The following is an 18,248-nucleotide window of genomic DNA, read 5'->3' on the forward strand; positions in this document are numbered from 1 at the left end:
AATTTCGTCCACCGGCGTTTGGGCAAAAACAAAAAAGGTGGCGAAACAATCTCGCCACCCTTTCAATCGGATCCGAAAGACCATCTGCAGCCGGCACTGTGCCGGCCAGACCCTGCCTAATCGAGATTGGACTTCAGGAACTCAACCGTGCGCGACCATGCCAGATCGCTTGCCGCCTTGTCATAGCGGGCCGACGAGGTGTCATTGTTGAACGCGTGGTTGACACCGTCATAGACAAAGATCTCATAGGTTTTCTGATTGCTATCCAACGCTGCCTTGTAAGCGTCGATACCGGCATTGATGCGGTCGTCGAGGCCGGCATAGTGCAGCAATAATGGCGCCTCGATCTTGGCCACATCCGCTGCCGGGGGCTGTGCGCCGTAATAGGCAACGCCGGCACCCAGATCAGGGTCGGCAACCGCCAGCCGGTTGACCATGCCGCCGCCCCAGCAAAAACCGATGGCACCGACCTTGCCGTTGACCGCATCGTCCTTCGCCAGAAAGGCGCGGGTGGCGGTGGCATTGTCGACGGTCACGCCCATGTCGAGCGTGGAGAACATTTCGCGGGCCTGATCTTCGCTCTCGGGCGTGCCGCCATTGGGCGATAGGAAGTCCGGAGCCAGCGCCACGAACCCCTCCAGCGCCAGACGACGGGCCACATCGCGAATATGCGGGTTGAGCCCACGGTTTTCGTGAATGACCATGACGCCGGGCATCGGTGCTATCCGATCCTTCGGCATCACCAGATAGCCCTTCATCTCGACACCATCGCCACCGGGCCAGGTGATATTGTCAGCCGTCAGCCGGTCATCGCCCTCGGAGACCATGGCCGCCTTGGCCTTGCTGGCGGCCAGCAATGGGGCAACGGCGGCAGCTGCCGCACCTGACCCTGCCAGCATGGTCAGCTTTTCCATGAACCCGCGCCTATCCAGCGTCAGATGCGTATATTCGTCATAGGCGGCAATCATCGCCTGAGTGACCTTCGGCTTGTCCATGATATCCTCCCTGTGGTGTCCGAACGACCCTGAACCATTCTGACCCTACATTATGACAGTTGCGCAGCCCGATCCTACAATTTCCCGTTACCGTCTTTCATGCCGCGGGCCAGCAGTCTTGCGTGGCTATCAAACCGCCCCCGCAGACCAAGGCTCCATGACCGGGATGCGACCGGCTTACGAATTGACCATCCAGACACCAAGCCAGATCCACATCAGGCCCATGGTTGCAAAACCGACCAGAAAGGCCGGATAGCGCAGCGACTGCCGGTTGCTGGTGACCATGACGAAGGCATGCGCATAGCGGGTCGCCACGAAAACCCAGGCAAGCATAACGGCGGGCAAGGAATCCGCCTCGGTGATATAAAGCAGCACACAACACAGATAAAACAGAACCGGCGCTTCGAATTGATTGGCGATACACCGCTTCACATTCTGGCTTTCGGGCGGTTCGCCAACGCCTGAACGGATGGCCTCCTCGGTAAGCTTGCCATCACCGCGCAGCTTGACCCGGCGCAGGCGCAGCAGTCCGTAGAGCGTGTAGACGAGAAACACCTGGGCCAGGATCGGCCAGAAAATCTCAAATCCGGTCATTGAAAATACCCAACTCAAACTGAAGACGCAAAAAGGCCCGCCTGCAACGCGTGCAGACGGGCCTTGTCAATATCAGAGGATCATGCGCCCGGATAGTTGGGGCTTTCGCGGGTGATGGTCACGCCATGCGGATGGCTTTCGCGCAGGCCAGCACCGGAAATGCGAACGAAGGTGGCCTTCTCCTGGAAGTCCTTGATGTCCTTGCCGCCGACATAGCCCATGGCAGCCTTCAGACCGCCGGCGAGCTGATGCAGAACAGCCGATACAGGTCCCTTGTAGGGGACCTGACCTTCAATGCCTTCCGGCACCAGCTTCAACGTATCGCGCACTTCGGCCTGGAAGTAGCGGTCAGCGGAGCCGCGTGCCATGGCACCGACGGAGCCCATGCCGCGATAGGCTTTGAACGAACGGCCCTGATAGAGATAGACTTCGCCCGGGCTTTCATCGGTGCCGGCCAGAAGCGAACCGACCATGACGGCGGATGCGCCGGCAGCGATCGCCTTGGCCATGTCGCCGGAGAATTTGATACCGCCATCGGCGATCACCGGGATACCGTGCTTTGCACCTTCTTCCGCAGCAGCCATGACGGCTGCCAGCTGCGGAACGCCAACGCCTGCAACCACGCGTGTGGTGCAGATCGAGCCGGGGCCGATGCCGACCTTGATGCAATCTGCACCGGCATCGATCAAAGCTCTTGTGCCTTCTGCCGTTGCCACATTGCCGGCGATGATGCGCACGGCGTTCGACATGCGCTTGGTTGCCAGAACGGCATCCAGAACCTTTTGCGAATGACCGTGGGCGGTATCGACAACGATCACGTCCACACCGGCATCGATCAGGCGCTCGGCGCGTTCGCGGCCGTCGTCGCCCGTGGAAATGGCGGCAGCAACGCGAAGGCGGCCCTGGGCATCCTTGGCGGCGTTGGGGTTGAGCTGGCTCTTTTCAATGTCCTTGACGGTGATCAGGCCGATGCAACGGCGTTCACTGTCGATCACCACCAGCTTTTCGATGCGATGGGTATGGAGCAGACGCTTGGCCTCCTGCTGATCAACGCTTTCGTTGACCGTGATCAGGTTCTCCTTGGTCATCAGTTCATAGATCTTCTGATCCGGATTGGAAGCAAAGCGCACATCGCGGTTGGTGAGAATGCCGACGAGCTTGCCGGGACGGCTGTCACCTTCGACGACAGGAATACCGGAAATGCCATGCGCCTTCATCAGCGACAGCGCTTCAGCCAGCGTCGCATTCGGACCGATGGTGACGGGATTGACCACCATGCCGCTTTCGAACTTCTTGACCTGGCGAACTTCCTCGGCCTGTTCGGCTGGTGTCAGGTTACGGTGGATAACGCCCATGCCGCCCGATTGCGCCATGGCAATCGCAAGCCGGCTTTCAGTAACCGTGTCCATCGCAGACGAGATGATCGGCAGGGAAAGGTCGATGTCTTTTGCAACGCGGGTGGAGATGTCGGTCTGGCCCGGCATGACTTCCGAATGTCCCGGTTGAAGGAGAACATCGTCGAAGGTCAGCGCTTCTGCGCCTGTTGCAGTCTCTACTATGCGTGCCATGCCAAAATTCCTCGTCTTGGGAAATGCAGGGTCCGCTCCGCGACTGATCGTCCGGTTCACTTTCCTGCATTTTGCTTGGAAGTTGGCGAGGGCTGGTAACACGTCTATGACAGGAAGGGAATAGCAAAACGCTTTCCACCGCTTGCTGGGCGCCACCATCCCCAGATACCAAAAAAGGCCTGAGATCCGTGCCTTATCGCTAAAATTTTAGGGATCGAATAGACGGAGCCTGAATGGGTCTCGGCTAGGCTTTGCGTACGGTCGATCAAAGGGGACCGATAACGACAACAAGAAACGGGGACTGGTTATGACTGCACTGAGAAAGCGCGCCAAAGCGCTCGAAAACCAATTTGCACATCAACAGGAACTCATGTTCAAGGCGCATGCGCGTCGCAATGCGATGATGGGCCGCTGGGCTGCCAATGTCATCGGGCTCAATGATGCCGACACCTATGCCCGCGATCTCGCGACATATCAGGTCAATGAACCACGCCGGCTGCTGGAAAAGCTGCAGCGCGATCTGGCCGCCGCCGGCGTGCTGGTCGATGATCAGGAAATCACAACCCGGCTGGACGAACTCCTTCACAAGGCGACAGAAGAACTCCTCGCCTGACAGGTGTCGAGCCCGGCCGCTGACGACCGGGCTCCCTTCGCGATCAGATTTCGAACTGATAGCTCTTCGGCACAAAGCGGTAACCGGTGTCGAGCGGTTCGACATAGCCCGCAGCCGGGAACGGCATGTGGTAGCCCAGGAAGGCCATCCGGTCATTGGCGGCCATATCGAACACGTTCTTGCGGCTTTCGGCAGCGGCTGCCTTGTCCATATCGAAGCGCACTTCCCAATCGGGACGCTGTAAAGACAGCACGAAATGGTTGGCCGTGTCTGCCGTCAGCAACAGCTGACGTCCATCCGATTCCAGCCGATAGATCATGTGACCCGGCGTGTGGCCAAAGGCATCCATGCCGGATATGCCGGTGACGACATCGTCTCCGCCCTTGATGAAGGTCATCTTCTCAGCGAGCGGCTTTACCTTTTCCAGCACCGACTTGTGACCACCTTCGGCAGCGGTTCCCTCGCGGGCCGGATCGACCCAGAAATCATATTCCTTCTGGCCGGTCACGTAGCGCGCATTGGGGAAAGCGGGCGCGCCCTTCTCCATCAGGCCTCCGATATGGTCGCCATGCATGTGGGTAATGACGACGATGGAGACATCCTCCGGCGCATAGCCTGCGGCCATCAACCCTTCGGTCAGACGGCCCATCCCGCCTGCGCGGGCACCTTCACCGAGACCTGTGTCAAACAGAACGACCTCCGAGCCGGTATTGACAAGCACGGGCGAGAAGCTGTTGACGAACTCGTCCGTGGGCAGGAAATTGGCTTCCAGCAACTCGGCGACCTTTTCCTCAGGCTGGTCGGTGCCGAAGGTCTTGCCCGGATCTTCAAACGCTTTTGCCCCATCCTTGACCACCACGATATCGAAAGTGCCGACCTTGAACCTATGGGTTTCGGGCGGCATGGCGTGGTCGATAGAGGCGGAACTCGTGGCCCCCTGCGCAAAGGCTGCCCGAGTCATCAGCATGGGCGCAGACAGTGCTGCAAGCCCCGCTCCACCGAGCATCGTTCTGCGGTTCAATGTAAACATCGCGTCCTCCGTTCTTGATTCAATCCATGGGTAACGATCAGAGCTTCAAAGCCGTTCCAACCGCAAGACCGCTTTTGCCGCGTCTCACACAGACGTGATGGTTGCCCGATCACGTTTTGATCAACGGCATAGATGCGACCGGCGCGGGACACATATTCAGCAACGCCTCAAATGAGAGAACCCGCATTGGCAGAAGGACAGCTTGGGTCTAGAAGGTCGCAACGATCCGCCCGCAAATGGTTTTGCCTTCATCCATGAACCGCATTGTTCCACTCATTCTTGCCGTCGCACTTTTCATGGAGCAGATGGACTCGACCGTGATCGCCACAGCCTTGCCGGCCATTGCCGCCGATCTTCAGGTGGGGCCGATCACGCTGAAACTGGCGCTGACGGCCTATATGGTGGCGCTGGCGATCTTCATTCCCGTCAGCGGATGGATGGCGGACAGGTATGGCGCCAAACGCATTTTCCGTCTGGCCATCATGGTGTTCATCATCGGGTCCGTGTTGTGCGCGGTGTCTGGCTCGCTGTTGTCCTTCGTCCTGTCGCGCTTCCTGCAGGGCATGGGCGGGGCGATGATGACACCGGTCGGGCGACTGGTTCTCTTGCGCACGACGCAGCGCTCCGAGCTGGTGTCGGCCATGGCGCTATTGACCATCCCGGCCCTTGTCGGGCCGCTGACCGGTCCGCCGATCGGCGGTTTCATCACCACCTATTTCAGCTGGCACTGGATTTTCCTGATCAATGTGCCCATCGGCTTTGCCGGCATCTGGCTTGCATCGCTCTACCTGCCGGACGTACCGTCAAGGGCAACGCCGCCGATCGATCTCCTGGGCTTCTTCTATGTCAGTGTCGCGGCATCCGGCATCGTCTTTGGCCTGTCTGTCGTCAGCCTGCCAGCGCTGCCGCCCGCCATCGGTATAGGCGCGACCCTGATCGGTATCCTGGCGGCCTTTCTTTACGTTGCGCATGCGCGGCGCCACCCTGCGCCGCTTCTGGCGCTCAGCCTGTTTTCCAATGCCACCTTCCGCACAGCCGTGGTGGCAGGCGCGATCTTCCGCACCGCCGGCGGCGCCATTCCGTTCCTGATGCCGCTGATGCTGCAGATCGGGTTTGGCCTCACGCCCTTCCAGTCGGGCATGACCACCTTTATCGGCGCGATCGGCGCAATCACCACCAAGTTCATGGCCAAACGCGTCTTTGCGGCTGCCGGTTTTCGAACCACTCTGCTGATGGCCGCCGTCATGGGCGCTGCAACCACGGCGGCCAATGCCTTCTTCATGCCGGGCACATCCTATGCCGTGATCATGACCTTCCTTCTGGTCGCCGGCTTTTGCCGCTCGTTCTTCTTTACCGGCATCAATGCGCTTGGCTATGCCGATGTGCGCGACGACGATGCAAGCCAGGCAACATCGACATCATCGGTCTTGCAGCAGGTCAGTCTGGCGCTCGGCGTGGCGCTGGCGGCAGCCATTCTGGAAACCAGCACGCATCTGCGCGGCGGCGAACTTCAGCTGGGAGATTTCCATATGGCCTTTGCCGTGGTGGCGGGGCTTTCGCTGCTGGCTGCAATTCCGGTGCTGGGGCTGGCCCGCAATGCAGGCTCGGCCGTCTCCGGTCATCTGCGCGATCCCCTTGAGGACAACACCGCCGTCAAATGAAACAGCCCGGTGACGGCAAGCTCAAACCGACCGTTCGCACACCGCCGACAGCTTGTTGCCATCGGGATCGCGGAGATAACAGGCGTAGAAATGCGCGTGAAACGGTCTCAGACCCGGTGCCCCCTCATCCGTTCCGCCATGGGCAAGGCCCGCTGCATAGAAGGCATCGACAGCCGCGCGGTCAGGCGCATCTAGCGCAATAGAAGTACCGTTTCCGAAAGTGGCCGCTTTGCCGTCGAAGGGTTTCGTCACCCAAAGCCGACAGCGGGTATCGCCTTCACCGGCATAACCGATCTCGGTATCGTCGCCACGGATGAAGCTGTAGCCAAGCGTTGCCAATAGCGGATCATAGAAGCGCCGTGCCCGCTCCAGATCATTGGTGCCAAGGGTGATGTATAACAGCATGCCGTGTCGTCGCCCCCTGCTCTTGCCCCTCAGGCTCCCTCTTCACTGGCTTCACCTTCGACAGCATGGGGATGACGCCCCTTGAAGCCCTTGGCGAGCAGGAACATCTCCACCGATTCCGCCCGCGAGGCACCGGGCTTCACGTGAATGACCTGCTTGAAATTCTTCTTCAACAGATCCAGCAGATCCTTCTCGGTCCCGCCCTGGAAGGTCTTGGCGAGGAAGTGGCCACCCACCGCCAGAACATCGATGGCGAAATAGGCGGCGACCTCGCACAGATGCATGGTGCGCAAATGGTCGGTCTTGTGGTGGCCCGTGGTGGGGGCCGCCATATCCGACAGCACCAGGTTGGGTGCGCCGCCGATGGCCGTCTTCAACTGGTTGGGCGCATCGTCATCGAGAAAGTCGAGCTGCAGGATGGTGACGCCGGGAAGCGGTGCCATTTCCAGAAAGTCGATGGCGGCAACACGAATATCCTCATCGGTGGAATCGGTGACCTTGGCTGCGATCTGCGACCAGCTGCCGGGTGCGGCCCCCAGATCGATGATGCGCTTGGCGCCTTTCAAAATCTGGTGCTTCTCGTCAATTTCGAGCAGCTTGAAGGCGGCACGGGCGCGGTAGCCCTCGAGCTTGGCGCGCTGCACATAGGGATCGTTGATGTGGCGTTCGATCCAGCGTCTGGACGAGGCCTTGAGCTTGCCCTTCTTGACCCGCTGGCCAAGCTTGCGGCCTGTGCGGCTGTTGGCCACTGGTGGTTTGGTCATCTCAATGCTCCCGCTCGCGGAATTGTCTGACGCGGTGGCGATTGCGCCGCCACACTCCATCATCGGCCATCATGTCGGTCAGCAGACCCTCACGCAAGCCACGGTCGGCCACCCGCATGCGGGTCGACGGCCAGCGCCTGCGGATGGCTTCCAGAATGGCAGAGCCGGCCAGCACCAGATCGGCGCGATCCGGCCCGATGCACGGATTGGCGGCACGGCCGGCATAATCCCAGGACAGAAGCTTTGCCTGCATGGCCGAGACTTCGTCATCCGACAGCCACAGCCCGTCCACCCGGCGGCGATCGTAGCGCGGCAGATCGAGATGGACGCCTGCAAGTGTCGTCACCGTGCCGGAAGTGCCGATCAAATGAAAACCGGACGCATGATGGGGATCGTCTTGCGGTGACGGGGATTCGAACTTGCCCAGCATGCCGGCCACTTCCGAGACCATGGCCTCGAAGACCGTGGGCGTCACGTCTCGCCCGCCATGGCGTTCCGACAGCGTGACCACACCGACCGGCAACGAGGTCCAGTGGGTAATGTGATTGGCAAGCCGGCTGGAGCGATTGTCGCCGATCCGAATAACAGCGATCTCGGACGAGCCGCCGCCGATATCGAAGAGCACGACAGAGCGCGCTTCACGACCAACCAGCGAAGAACAACCGGACACGGCCAGACGCGCCTCGGTTTCGCGATTGATGATTTCAAGCTCCAGCCCGGTTTCTTCGGTCACGCGGGTGAGGAACAGCTCGCCGTTTTCTGCCGCGCGGCAGGCCTCTGTTGCGATCAAGCGCATGCGGCGGATCGGGCGGCCTGCCAGTTTGCCGGCACAGATCTTGAGCGCCTCGACCGAACGGTCCATGGCCTCGTCGGATAGCCTGCTCGATGTGCCAAGCCCCTCACCCAGGCGCACGATACGCGAAAAGGCATCGACAACACGGAACTGTCCCGGCCGGGTGGGCGCTGCAATCAACAGGCGGCAATTATTGGTGCCGAGGTCAAGTGCGGCATAGAGATCCTGGTCGCTTTGGAACGGTGCGGCAGTCTGGCTGGATGGACGTCTGGCCGGCGGCTCCGCCCTGTCTGGTGCTTGCGGTGTCTCCTTGACAGCGACATCGCCCGACCTTGCAGAGGTCTGCGAGACGCCTGCCGGTGCCAGCGGCCGGACATGGCGGTTCTTGCGGTTACGACTGCGGCGACGCTTCTTGCCCGGGCTCTGTTCCGGTTTCGACGTGTCACCATGGGCTGGCGCTGTCGCGGCAGACTGAGCCTGGCCTTCCGTCGATGATGGGTTGAGTTTGGCCGCACCGCCCTTGCGACGCCGCTTTCGCTTGCGGCTTGCACGGTGGTCACCGGCTTCGGAACGTCCGGACGAGTCGGGCGCTTGAGCCCGATTCTCCACGGAATGCGGCTGAGCGGCGGGCGGCATTGCCCCCTTCCGCTTGGCCTTCTTGCGGCGTCGGGACTGGCCCTTTGCACGCTTTTCCGCCGACGCCCCCTCGACTTGCGGCACCGGGCCGCGATCGGGGTCTGTCACTTTTCAAGTCCTTATTCGCCGCGCAAGGCCATTGAGGCATGCTGCTGGCGATCCATTGCTTTCGTTGGGCAAACCATACCAGCGCAGGCGATTTTCGCCAACCTGTTTTTCCGCGTGGCGCCCAGCCGCCCATGCCGCGATCGAGGGCTCGATAAAAAGACCGCATTTTTTTGATTTCAGCTATTTGCAACTGCATCTTTTTTTGTTTATAAGCCCGCTCACCGACAGATCGCGGCTTCCGCGATCCCCTGCTGGGGAATAGTTCAACGGTAGAACGACGGACTCTGACTCCGTTAATCTTGGTTCGAATCCAGGTTCCCCAGCCAAATTTCATCTTTGACCGATTTTCCAATCCAAATCTGCGACCATCTCCCGCACGGAAAAGTGGCGTCTTCTCAACAACGTGGACGATCTCGGCCGCTGTTATCTATGAGACCTGTCCTGTTCGCAGAAGCCTGAGAAAACTGGCTGGGACCCGCGATCGATGGCCGCAAGGGGGCCGTGTGCAGACTGTCCGCTTCTGCCGCGCGAGGAACAGAAGCGGACATATCACATCTGGCCCCTCAGAAGCGGCCCTTAGTCTGAACGTGAGACGCCTGTCAGATTTCAGTCCGCTCGGCCAGTTCCAGTGCGTCCTCAATGTCGACGCCGAGGTATCTGACTGTGTTCTCGATCTTGGTGTGGCCAAGCAGGATCTGGATCGCCCGAAGGTTGCCGGTGGCCTTGTAGATCATGGCAGCCTTTGTTCGCCGCAGGGAATGCGTGCCGTAATCCTCCCGACGAAGCCCGATCGCCGTCACCCACTCGTCGACCAGCCGGGCGTATTGCCGAGTGCTGAGATGGTCAGCCTGGTCGACGCGACTGGGAAGGGCATAGTCATCGACAGTTCCGCCCCGTTGTTGAAGCCAGGCAAGCAGACTAGCTCTGACCGCTGTCGTAATTTCGAACTGAACGGGACGTCCAGTCTTCTGCGGAACGACCATCGCACGAGTTCGAACGTCGTGCCCCGTGACCAGTGTCCCGATTTTCAGCTTTACCAGATCACAACCGCGTAGCTTGCTGTCGATGGCAAGATCGAACAGCGCTCGATCTCGCTCCCTTCCTTCACGGTCGAGGAAAAAGCGGACTGCCCAGATTTGGCGCTGCTTCAAGGGCTTCTTTACGCCAACTTGTTTGCCCGCGTTCCAGGCCGGTCGGCCCAGTGCGCCAGGATCATATTGTGAGATCCCCATTTCAGTTCTCCTATGGCCACATTGGCCACAGAGAGAACGCGCCACTCTCGATTTATGGCTGAGCAGCGATAAGGCGAGCCACAACTCTATTCTGGGGGAGGAAAGCAGTAGCTGTATCAGACACTCCCACGTTCGGTGCCTCCAACTCTCCGCAGCAGCCACAATCCATAAAGCAAGCCCGGCAGAACCACCGCGACGGGAATGACGACTTGGCCAATGAACGACGATTGGCTGGCTGCCTCCGTCGTCTGCTCCATGCCTGCGACGGGCGCCTGGGCTTTGGCCGCCAGCATAAGCAGAAAGGTGGCCCAATCCCAGAGTGCATGGACGATGATCGAGGTCCAGATGGAGCCGGTCCTGATCAGGATGGCGATGAGGAGGATGCCGGTGCTCGCGGCGGTCAGCGCCTGGATCATTGACGCTCCGAAATCTCCGGTAATGAGACCGTTCAAGACGTGGACAACCCCGAACCCGACCGTCGTCATGAGGATTGCGGGCCAGATGGAAAACCGCGTGAGCAGGGCTCGATAAAGAATGCCCCGGAACATCACCTCTTCTGAAAAGCCGACGAGAAGCGCATTTGCCAGCAGCAGCGCAATGACGCCAACAGACGGAAGCCCGAGGAGCGCAGCCCCCGCAAGTAGAACGCCAATCAGAACAGCGGGTAGCCAGAGCAGCCGCAGTGTCCCGGGTCTGGAATGGCGAAAACCCATATCACGCCATCCGCGCCAAACGATCACGAGCAAAAGCAGAATGCAGGCAAACAGGATATGCCAGGCAATGTTTCGCGAGATCAGCTCATCCAGTGAAATCTCAGGCGGATAGAGAAGCTGGGCACCGAAGAATGTCACGCCTGTCCAGAGGACGAGCGTGACCAGGGACAGGATGATGCGGGTGCTCGTGTCAGAGGCCGTCTTGTCTTCCAGCACGCGCGATCTCCTCCTTGTGCGCCCCTTACTATTTCAACTGTTCCAGCATGGCCTTCACAGCGGCTTCGAGCTGCGAGTCGCGCCCTTCGGCAACACTATTGGGATCGTTGTGAACCAGAATGTCAGGCTCGATCTCGGTGTTCTCGAACCAGGTGCCATCATTAAGCTGAAAGCCGAGTTCGGGCACCCGGTAGCGCAGTCCTGATTGCAGTTGCTGCACTTCACTGACAGCCGTGCCCGTGCCGGGCGTGCGATCGCCGACGATCTTGCCGATACCTTTCTTCTTGTAGAGCATGGGAAAGACCGAGGCGTCCGAATAGCTGCCGGCGTTCTGCAGCAGAATACTCGGCTTTGCCCATCGTCCCAGCGGATAGCGCGTCACCACATGGCCGTCGCGCGCCCTGTTGACGGCGTCAGCCGAGCCCGTGAGCATGATGATGAGCTCATCATGGAGGTTCCCGCCGCCATTCGCCCTGATGTCGACGACCACGGCCTCAGCGTCGGGGTGAAGACCGAACAGGTCGCCAAAGGCAGTGCGATAGGGATCGGTCATCATAAGGCTGAGATGAATATAGCCCAACCGCCCACCGGACAGCTCCTGAACCATGGACCGACGCTTGTTGACCCAGCGTTGGTAGGCAAGCGAAAACTCCTCAGCAGTCGTGATCGGCGTCACGATCGTCTCGACCTTTTGGCCACCCTCTGCAGCCTCGACAGTGAGCCGAACCTCCCTGCCGGCCTTGCGATTGAGCAGCCTCTCGATGCTTACGTCGGTGGCGATGGGCGCGCCGTCCACCGCAAGTATGGTCGCCCCGGGGACCAGAGGGCTGTTCTTGCGATCGGAAGGCCCGCCCGGCATGACCTCAAGGATTTTCATGCCTTCGCCACTATGGTCAGCGTCATAATAGAGCCCGAGCACGGCCGTCGCGTCCGCCAGCGGGTTGGTCGCAGCATAGCTGGGGTTCTGATGCGAGGCATTCAGTTCGCCGTCCATCTCGCCCAGCAATTCGGCCAGATCCTCCCAATGGGAAATATAGGGTGCAAAGGCAAGATAGTGATCACGCACCCCGTGCCAGTTGGTGCCTTGCATGTCGTCCCGGTAAAAGGTCTGGTCCGTCGCACGCCAGTTGGAGCGAATGATGTAATCGACCTCGGACCGGATGCTGCGGTCGATTTCGGCGTGATAGGCGACCGCCTGCGATGCGCCGCTGGCCAGATCATAGCGCGTGATCGTGCCGGGCGTCATGACGAAGATCGCCTTTCCTTCCGGATCGATCTCTGCTGCAAAGACATTGGCTGCCGGGATCTCGAATATCTTCCGGTCAGCGCCGCTGGTGAGGTCGCGCACCCGTGCCTCGGCGGTTCCAGTGGGTGTCGGCGAGATCGTGACAAAGGATGTGTTGTCGCTCAGGAGGCGGTAGCTCGGATAATCTCCGGAGCGCGGCGTCAACCTTGTCGTCCGCTCGCGGATGCCATCCAGCTCCGGCACGATCCTTTGATCGCCCGTTGCGTCACTGCGACCGGTAGATCGGCTCCGCTCCGCCGCTGTCTGATGAAGATTTTCCCAGCCATCGCGGGTGAGAAAGACCCCCATGACATCCATTTCCTGAGATTTTCCCTCGGTAGAGCGCAGGCCATAGCGATCCGAAACCCAAAGCACGGCTGAACCATCATCACTGAAGTGCGGCTGGAGATCGACGAAGCCGTTCTGGCTGAGGTTATGGCTTGCCAAGCCGTCCGCTGCGATGAGCGCGATCTCCGAGGTATTGAAATATCCGGTTCGCGATAAGAGCCACTGTCCGTCCGGGCTCCATTCCAGCGAAAGATCGCCATCATCGTAGGAATAGGTCTGGTCGCCTGCCTGGACGGTGAGCGATTGGCCCGTGGCAAGATCCTGAACGCGCAATTCGGTGCGATTGCGCAGATAGGCGATCCGTTTTCCCTCGGGGTCGTAAGCTGGCGCGAAGAGATCTGCGCCGTCCTCGACCAGGGCGTGTTCCTCGAGCACCACCGGAGCCGACAAACCACCGGTGTCGCCCTCTTTCAGCGCAGTCTCGTAAATGTCCCAACTGCCAGTCCGCTCGCTGGCATAGGCAAGCCTGCGACCATCGGCGGAAAATGTCGGATCACGCTCCTGGGCTGCCGTGTCGGTAATGCGGTGGGTGACCTTGCTGTCCCAGCCGGTGACGAAGATTTCGCCACGCGCCACAAAGGCGATCTCCTTGCCGCCCGGGGCAATCGCCATCTGGGTCACCTCGCTGGTCACGTCGCGAATGGACGTGGTGTCATAGAGGTTGCCTTGACCGATCGTGACCGAGAGACGGACAGGTTCCCCCGCGCCGGGATCAAGCCGCCATATGGCGCCGTTCCAGGCATAGGCGAGTGTCCCGTTCGATGCTGAAGAGAGGAAGCGCACGGGCCAGCGTTCATGGAATGTCACCTGCTGCGGCTCGGTCTGGTCGACGCCCTTTCGCCAGACGTTGAAATTGCCACCCTGTTCGCTGAGCCAGTAGAACTGGCCGCCGTCGGCGCTCCAGGTGGGATCGCGGTCCTCTCCGCGAAAATCTGTCAATTCCTGATGGTGATTGGTCTTGGGATCAAAGAGCCAGATATCATGACTGGCGTCTGATACATGGTGCTTGCGCCAAGTATTCTCCACGACCGGGGGATCGTCTTCGTAGAGGAACCGACCGTCCGGGCCATAGCTGAGATTGAGCGCCGTGGTCGGCAGGAGTTGCCGCTCCCGTCCACCCGTGGCCGGAACCGCATAGGGCCGCTGGTAAAGGCCAGCCAGTCCATAAACGGCATTGGTGGCGTCCGCCTTTGGATCTCCGAGGCGCGCGGAGGAAAACACAACATCCTTGCCATCCGGAGTGAAGCTCATTGGCCGATCATTGACCGAATGGTAAGTCAGGCGGGTGATTGCCCCACCCGCCGCTGGCACGATGAAGACATCATCCTGACCGTGGCGATCGGCGGCAAAAGCGATGGATTTGCCGTCCGGTGACCAAATAGGATGCGTGGCATGCCAGGGACCTCCCGTCAAAGGCGAGGCTTCGCCACCAGATGCAGCAACGGTCCAGATCTGTCCGGCATAGGAAAAGGCGATGCGACCGCCATCAGGGGATATCGCCGGGTAGCGAAGCCACAGGGCTTCCGGGTGGTCTTCAGCATAGGCTGACAGGGGAGTGACGGACAGGAGGGCGGCAATGGCCAGGCGGATCGCACTTCTTCTCGACATTTCATTCCCCTCAAATGCTTGTTCGGACTAGTTTGTGTTTCCCTGCGCGATCCAAGACGTCGGTTCAGACGAGAACGTAGCCCCCTCATCGGTCGCGCAAGGTGAAAGAAAGCCGGCCGAAGCCCAGCCGGAAACCTCTTCATCTGGCGTCTCTGCATGGCACCATCGGCTCCTCCTCTGCCACGCATTCGATCCGTTCAGTAGGACGCTGGCGGCGACGCTGTTTGCTCCCAATTGGCTGGGCGGTTGCGAAAGGACCTCTGGGTCAGGCAGTTGCTGAGGAGGTCACCGAACTGTGTTGCGCCTTGCATCGTCCTTCCCTGCATCCTTGCTGGTCCTTAATTGCCGATCATGGTTGCAGTCGCATGTCATTTCAATCGCGAATGCAAGTTAGAACAGATAGACGATCCGGGCGTCGAGGCATGCTCTGCCGCTTCTACGCCCGAGGCATCACGACATGATCACGAAATCTCGGCCCGAACGGGTATCGGGATGCAGAGGCGCATCCGTCAGCACCAGAACGGCTCCGGGATGAAGTAAAGCCTGCAGGTTCGCTGCAAATTCGGGCGTGGTGGTCAACCGCTCAAGTGGCGACGACGCGCCGCGGAAATTGGCACCCGACGAGACGCTGCGCGTGATGTCTATCCACTGGGCCCCGGTCGCATCGGCCGACTGAAACATATAGACGTGACTGCCAAGCGCGCTGGATCCGCTGATATAGAGTGGCGCCTGTGCCCGGACATGACCGTTTTCGGTCAGCATGATCACCCGGTCCGCCGAGGATGCAATGACCGAAACAACCGGCTGCGCGCCGCTGCCCGTCCAGTCTGATGCGTGCTTTCGCCCCTTCTGGGCGGAGACAAGCTGCTGCATCTGTCCGGCAGCCAGCCCCCCGAGCACGAGGCCCGGATCGATCAGCTCGCTTGCATCGCCCGGTGCCCCGGCAATTATCACCGGCGTGCCCAGATGGGTCACACCGAAGAGCTTCTCGGAAAACGCTGTCGGGAGGCGAATGCAGCCATGGGAGGCGGGATAGCCCGGAAGATTGCCGGCATGAAGGGCAATACCCGACCAGGTCAGCCGGTTCATATTGGGCATCGGCGCATTGTCATAGGTGCTGGAGTGATGGTCGCGGTCTTTCTCCAGAATGACGAAGACACCGGTGGGTGTCTCGTGGCCCGGCTTGCCGCTGGAACAGGTGGAAACGGCAATGCGAATGCCATTGCGGTAGACATGAACCCGCTGGCGCGGCAGTGAGACGATCACCGCGAGAGGCCCCGTAGGCGATCGCTCCGGATGCCATGTGAATTCACCGGCGCGAAGCGCCTGGATCTCCTTCATCCCGTTGCTGGCAGCCCGCGCCGTGAACGGCATGAAGGCAAGGCCCAGGCCGATGCCCTGCAAAAGCCATCGCCGGGATAGGCCACTTGAAAGACTGGTCATTTCCCCTCCCACTCATCGTGAAATCAACCGTTCGCCGAATGTCAGGGACAGTCGCTATCGTGCACATAGCGGGCCTTCACCCAGCCCCTCGTCGTCCGGTCTTCATGGTAATGCGCCACGGGACACCAGCGACTGGCCCACTGCCGGGACAGCGGAATGCAGGGACCGTCAAGATGGATGATCCCGTGCTCGCCTGGCATCAGACCGTCAACGATCCGCGACTGTGCCGAGGGGCGGGCACGCATATTGAGAGCGTCGTTATCGGAAACATGGGCGACCACGAGACAGCCCGGACCACTTGTCGCGCGCGCTGGCCCGGCTCCCATGAGACAAGCCACACTCGCCAAAGCCACAAGCACTCGGATCGTCGTCATGGCGAAATTCCCCGTGCAGATTTATCTATTGCTAACTTAGCAATCTCAGCGCGAGACGTCCATTGCTGAAGATCCGCCCCTTCGCTCGTCGTCACCTGAGTGAACTGCGCATCGCTGTAGCAACTTAGCTATGTCCGGTTGTAGGCGAAGGGAGCATAGGGATGAATGTCTCAATTGAAGGCGCAAAGGCGACGCGATTGGACGGCCGTCACGTCAGTTGCGGACTTGGCCGCAAACTCCAAGACGCTCGAGTACGAAGTCAGCTCTCGCTTTGACATCGATTTTCGGGAGGATGATTGGGCCGTATCCCAGCTTTCTGTATCCTGAGAGCAGTCGCTCATATTCCTCAACACCTTCTTTGAAGGCGTGCCGCCTCTCACTATCCTGGATGAAGATTTCAGGCCAAGGAGGCGTGAGAAATACCAGACGGTGGTACCGTGGCGATTGCCTCAAAATTTCATCTGCGCAGATGCTGGAAGCATGCTCCAATGCCAATGCCGCATCGACTAGGCCGCGGTCAAAGAAGATCCAATCGTTCGAAACAGATGCGCGAGTTCGATCGACTGAGGCCATCTCGATGGCGCGACGCGCAAAGGCTTCAAGATCAACCCATGGCAACGCTCCTCCCCCGTTCGCCTGCTCTTCCAGAACAATTCTGCGGCCCGGTTCTTCTATGGTTCCAAAGCCTCGCTCGTGCAATTCAGCAAGAAGCGTAGACTTTCCGCCTCCCGAACATCCTGAAAGTATAACGTGACGGCTACGCGCATCAGCTTGCATATCTGACCCTATTCACTGAACCTCACCAACGGCGACTTCTTTGAACGAAACTGAAATCCGGAACCGGCCGATTGCAGTCATCTGAGCCTGCTTGCGCCGTAGCATAAATCGACCGTGACCGGATAGCGCCTTATGCAATTCAGCCGCAAACCGCGCGCACGGATGGTGGCGCGGTCTGCCGTAGTCGTGGCAGCTTCTATCAGCCGTCAGTCGAGACCGTGATGGCTTTCCAGGTTTCGATTTCCTGCTGCAGCCGCTCAATCTTGTCAGAGACGAGGTTGAGCGCGTCGCTACCAAGCAAGAGCTGCGGCGGTGGATTGTCGGACTCGACCAGAGCCATGACTGCCTCTGCAAGTTTCGCAGGATCGCCGAGTTGCTTACCGTTCTTTTCTTGTCGTGCCTCCCTAATCGGACCAAACAGCGCATCGTAGTCCGCAATAGATCTTTCCGTGCGGATCATCGAACGTCCGGCCCAGTCTGTTCGGAACGAGCCTGGGCAGAGCGCGGTGACGTTTACACCGAATGGCGCCATTTCGGCGCGCATGACCTCGGAGATGCCCTGGAGGGCGAACTTGCTGCCGCAGTAGTAGCCAATGCCCGGCATGGTGATCATTCCGCCCATTGAGGTGACGTTGACGATGAAGCCGTGACGTCTTTCGCGGAAACGCGGCAGGAAGGCCTTCGCCACTGCAACCGCACCGAAAACGTTCACATCGAACTGGCGCCGCATCTCTTCGAGCGGCGACTCTTCAAGGATACCCTCATGGCCGTAGCCGGCATTGTTGATCAGGACGTCCACCGGCCCGTAGTCTGCCTCTGCCTGTTCGACGATATCGGCTATCCGGTCAAATTCTGTAACATCGCACAAAACAGAGCGGACGGCAGGCAAGCATTCTGCAAGGCTTGCCCGCGACGCTTCGGAGCGGATGGTGCCGACAACCGTGTGGCCCTGTTTGCTGGCTGCCGTAGCTATGGCCAGACCGAAGCCCGAATTGGCACCTGTAATGAAAAAGGTCTTCTTGGACATAGGTGACTTCCTCTCCTTGTTTGATTGTTGTCTTTGACTGATACTCTCCTGTCCGCGA

The 18,248-nt window shown here is 59.8% G+C and carries 16 protein-coding genes and 1 tRNA gene; 3 read left to right on the plus strand and 14 right to left on the minus strand.

All coding sequences use genetic code 11. The features are described 5' to 3' along the window. Window positions 1-116 precede the first annotated feature (116 nt). From ACQQ2Q_RS04235 to guaB, 3 genes are all read right to left on the minus strand, one after another. The gene (locus ACQQ2Q_RS04235) at window positions 117-995 is read right to left on the minus strand and encodes a dienelactone hydrolase family protein (protein ID WP_428185773.1); all 879 of its coding nucleotides are present in this window, start codon (window positions 993-995) and stop codon (window positions 117-119) included. Between the two features lie 177 nt (window positions 996-1,172). Then, the gene (locus tag ACQQ2Q_RS04240; protein WP_428185774.1) at window positions 1,173-1,589 is read right to left on the minus strand and encodes an MAPEG family protein; all 417 of its coding nucleotides are present in this window, start codon (window positions 1,587-1,589) and stop codon (window positions 1,173-1,175) included. A gap of 80 nt (window positions 1,590-1,669) precedes the next feature. Next, window positions 1,670-3,157 carry an IMP dehydrogenase gene (gene guaB / locus ACQQ2Q_RS04245; RefSeq protein WP_428185775.1) on the minus strand — a complete coding sequence of 496 codons (1,488 nt, stop codon included), beginning with the start codon at window positions 3,155-3,157 and terminating at the stop codon, window positions 1,670-1,672. Window positions 3,158-3,464: 307 nt separating this feature from the next. On the opposite strand from guaB, the gene ACQQ2Q_RS04250 reads away from it, so the two are divergent. Next, on the plus strand, window positions 3,465-3,770 hold the full coding sequence (locus tag ACQQ2Q_RS04250) for a DUF1476 domain-containing protein (RefSeq protein WP_428185776.1): 306 nt from the start codon (window positions 3,465-3,467) through the stop codon (window positions 3,768-3,770). Between the two features lie 43 nt (window positions 3,771-3,813). Here the strand turns inward: ACQQ2Q_RS04250 and ACQQ2Q_RS04255 are convergent, their stop codons facing one another. After that, window positions 3,814-4,800 carry an MBL fold metallo-hydrolase gene (locus tag ACQQ2Q_RS04255; RefSeq protein ID WP_428185777.1) on the minus strand — a complete coding sequence of 329 codons (987 nt, stop codon included), beginning with the start codon at window positions 4,798-4,800 and terminating at the stop codon, window positions 3,814-3,816. Between the two features lie 254 nt (window positions 4,801-5,054). On the opposite strand from ACQQ2Q_RS04255, the gene ACQQ2Q_RS04260 reads away from it, so the two are divergent. Beyond that, window positions 5,055-6,461, plus strand: a complete 1,407-nt coding sequence (locus tag ACQQ2Q_RS04260) for an MFS transporter (protein WP_428185778.1) — start codon at window positions 5,055-5,057, stop codon at window positions 6,459-6,461. A 21-nt stretch (window positions 6,462-6,482) separates the two neighbouring features. On the opposite strand, the gene ACQQ2Q_RS04265 is transcribed toward ACQQ2Q_RS04260, so the two are convergent. From ACQQ2Q_RS04265 to ACQQ2Q_RS04275, 3 genes are read right to left on the minus strand one after another with little or no spacing between them, the layout of a single operon-like run. Beyond that, window positions 6,483-6,866, minus strand: coding sequence for a VOC family protein (locus tag ACQQ2Q_RS04265; RefSeq protein ID WP_428185779.1), 384 nt, complete (start codon window positions 6,864-6,866; stop codon window positions 6,483-6,485). A gap of 29 nt (window positions 6,867-6,895) precedes the next feature. Next, complete coding sequence (locus ACQQ2Q_RS04270) at window positions 6,896-7,630, minus strand: RlmE family RNA methyltransferase (protein ID WP_428185780.1); 735 nt, start codon at window positions 7,628-7,630, stop codon at window positions 6,896-6,898. Window position 7,631: 1 nt separating this feature from the next. Beyond that, entirely contained in the window at window positions 7,632-9,167 is a 1,536-nt protein-coding gene (locus ACQQ2Q_RS04275) for a Ppx/GppA phosphatase family protein (RefSeq protein WP_428185781.1), read from the minus strand. A gap of 252 nt (window positions 9,168-9,419) precedes the next feature. Here ACQQ2Q_RS04275 and ACQQ2Q_RS04280 point away from each other — a divergent pair. Next, a tRNA-Gln gene (locus ACQQ2Q_RS04280) sits at window positions 9,420-9,493 on the plus strand. A gap of 273 nt (window positions 9,494-9,766) precedes the next feature. Here the strand turns inward: ACQQ2Q_RS04280 and ACQQ2Q_RS04285 are convergent. The 7 genes from ACQQ2Q_RS04285 to ACQQ2Q_RS04315 all read right to left on the minus strand — a co-directional run bounded on the left by ACQQ2Q_RS04285 (window position 9,767) and on the right by ACQQ2Q_RS04315 (window position 18,190). Beyond that, complete coding sequence (locus ACQQ2Q_RS04285) at window positions 9,767-10,399, minus strand: tyrosine-type recombinase/integrase (protein ID WP_428185782.1); 633 nt, start codon at window positions 10,397-10,399, stop codon at window positions 9,767-9,769. 116 nt (window positions 10,400-10,515) lie between these two features. After that, window positions 10,516-11,328, minus strand: a complete 813-nt coding sequence (locus tag ACQQ2Q_RS04290; protein ID WP_428185783.1) for a lysostaphin resistance A-like protein — start codon at window positions 11,326-11,328, stop codon at window positions 10,516-10,518. 28 nt (window positions 11,329-11,356) lie between these two features. Further along, entirely contained in the window at window positions 11,357-14,569 is a 3,213-nt protein-coding gene (locus ACQQ2Q_RS04295) for a S41 family peptidase (protein WP_428185784.1), read from the minus strand. A 450-nt stretch (window positions 14,570-15,019) separates the two neighbouring features. Beyond that, window positions 15,020-16,012: a L,D-transpeptidase gene (locus tag ACQQ2Q_RS04300; RefSeq protein WP_428185785.1), complete on the minus strand. Its 993-nt coding sequence runs from the start codon at window positions 16,010-16,012 to the stop codon at window positions 15,020-15,022. Window positions 16,013-16,053: 41 nt separating this feature from the next. After that, window positions 16,054-16,386 carry a hypothetical protein gene (locus ACQQ2Q_RS04305; RefSeq protein ID WP_428185786.1) on the minus strand — a complete coding sequence of 111 codons (333 nt, stop codon included), beginning with the start codon at window positions 16,384-16,386 and terminating at the stop codon, window positions 16,054-16,056. A 213-nt stretch (window positions 16,387-16,599) separates the two neighbouring features. After that, entirely contained in the window at window positions 16,600-17,163 is a 564-nt protein-coding gene (locus ACQQ2Q_RS04310; RefSeq protein ID WP_428185787.1) for an AAA family ATPase, read from the minus strand. 199 nt (window positions 17,164-17,362) lie between these two features. Further along, window positions 17,363-18,190, minus strand: a complete 828-nt coding sequence (locus tag ACQQ2Q_RS04315; RefSeq protein ID WP_428185788.1) for an oxidoreductase — start codon at window positions 18,188-18,190, stop codon at window positions 17,363-17,365. Between the last annotated feature and the right edge of the window lie 58 nt (window positions 18,191-18,248).

Origin of the sequence: Agrobacterium sp. ES01 (genome assembly GCF_050320885.1) — a bacterium.
Taxonomy (GTDB): Bacteria; Pseudomonadota; Alphaproteobacteria; order Rhizobiales; family Rhizobiaceae; genus Allorhizobium.

Bases quoted from the DNA above. Each gene is read 5' to 3' on its own strand.
- ACQQ2Q_RS04240 (WP_428185774.1), bottom strand. From the start codon at position 1,589: ATGACCGGATTTGAGATTTTCTGGCCGATCCTGGCCCAGGTGTTTCTC.
- ACQQ2Q_RS04310 (WP_428185787.1), bottom strand. From the start codon at position 17,163: ATGCAAGCTGATGCGCGTAGCCGTCACGTTATACTTTCAGGATGTTCG.
- guaB (WP_428185775.1), bottom strand. From the start codon at position 3,157: ATGGCACGCATAGTAGAGACTGCAACAGGCGCAGAAGCGCTGACCTTC.
- ACQQ2Q_RS04300 (WP_428185785.1), bottom strand. From the start codon at position 16,012: ATGACCAGTCTTTCAAGTGGCCTATCCCGGCGATGGCTTTTGCAGGGC.
- ACQQ2Q_RS04270 (WP_428185780.1), bottom strand. From the start codon at position 7,630: ATGACCAAACCACCAGTGGCCAACAGCCGCACAGGCCGCAAGCTTGGC.
- ACQQ2Q_RS04315 (WP_428185788.1), bottom strand. From the start codon at position 18,190: ATGTCCAAGAAGACCTTTTTCATTACAGGTGCCAATTCGGGCTTCGGT.
- ACQQ2Q_RS04285 (WP_428185782.1), bottom strand. From the start codon at position 10,399: ATGGGGATCTCACAATATGATCCTGGCGCACTGGGCCGACCGGCCTGG.
- ACQQ2Q_RS04260 (WP_428185778.1), top strand. From the start codon at position 5,055: ATGAACCGCATTGTTCCACTCATTCTTGCCGTCGCACTTTTCATGGAG.
- ACQQ2Q_RS04235 (WP_428185773.1), bottom strand. From the start codon at position 995: ATGGACAAGCCGAAGGTCACTCAGGCGATGATTGCCGCCTATGACGAA.
- ACQQ2Q_RS04255 (WP_428185777.1), bottom strand. From the start codon at position 4,800: ATGTTTACATTGAACCGCAGAACGATGCTCGGTGGAGCGGGGCTTGCA.
- ACQQ2Q_RS04305 (WP_428185786.1), bottom strand. From the start codon at position 16,386: ATGACGACGATCCGAGTGCTTGTGGCTTTGGCGAGTGTGGCTTGTCTC.
- ACQQ2Q_RS04295 (WP_428185784.1), bottom strand. From the start codon at position 14,569: ATGTCGAGAAGAAGTGCGATCCGCCTGGCCATTGCCGCCCTCCTGTCC.
- ACQQ2Q_RS04265 (WP_428185779.1), bottom strand. From the start codon at position 6,866: ATGCTGTTATACATCACCCTTGGCACCAATGATCTGGAGCGGGCACGG.
- ACQQ2Q_RS04250 (WP_428185776.1), top strand. From the start codon at position 3,465: ATGACTGCACTGAGAAAGCGCGCCAAAGCGCTCGAAAACCAATTTGCA.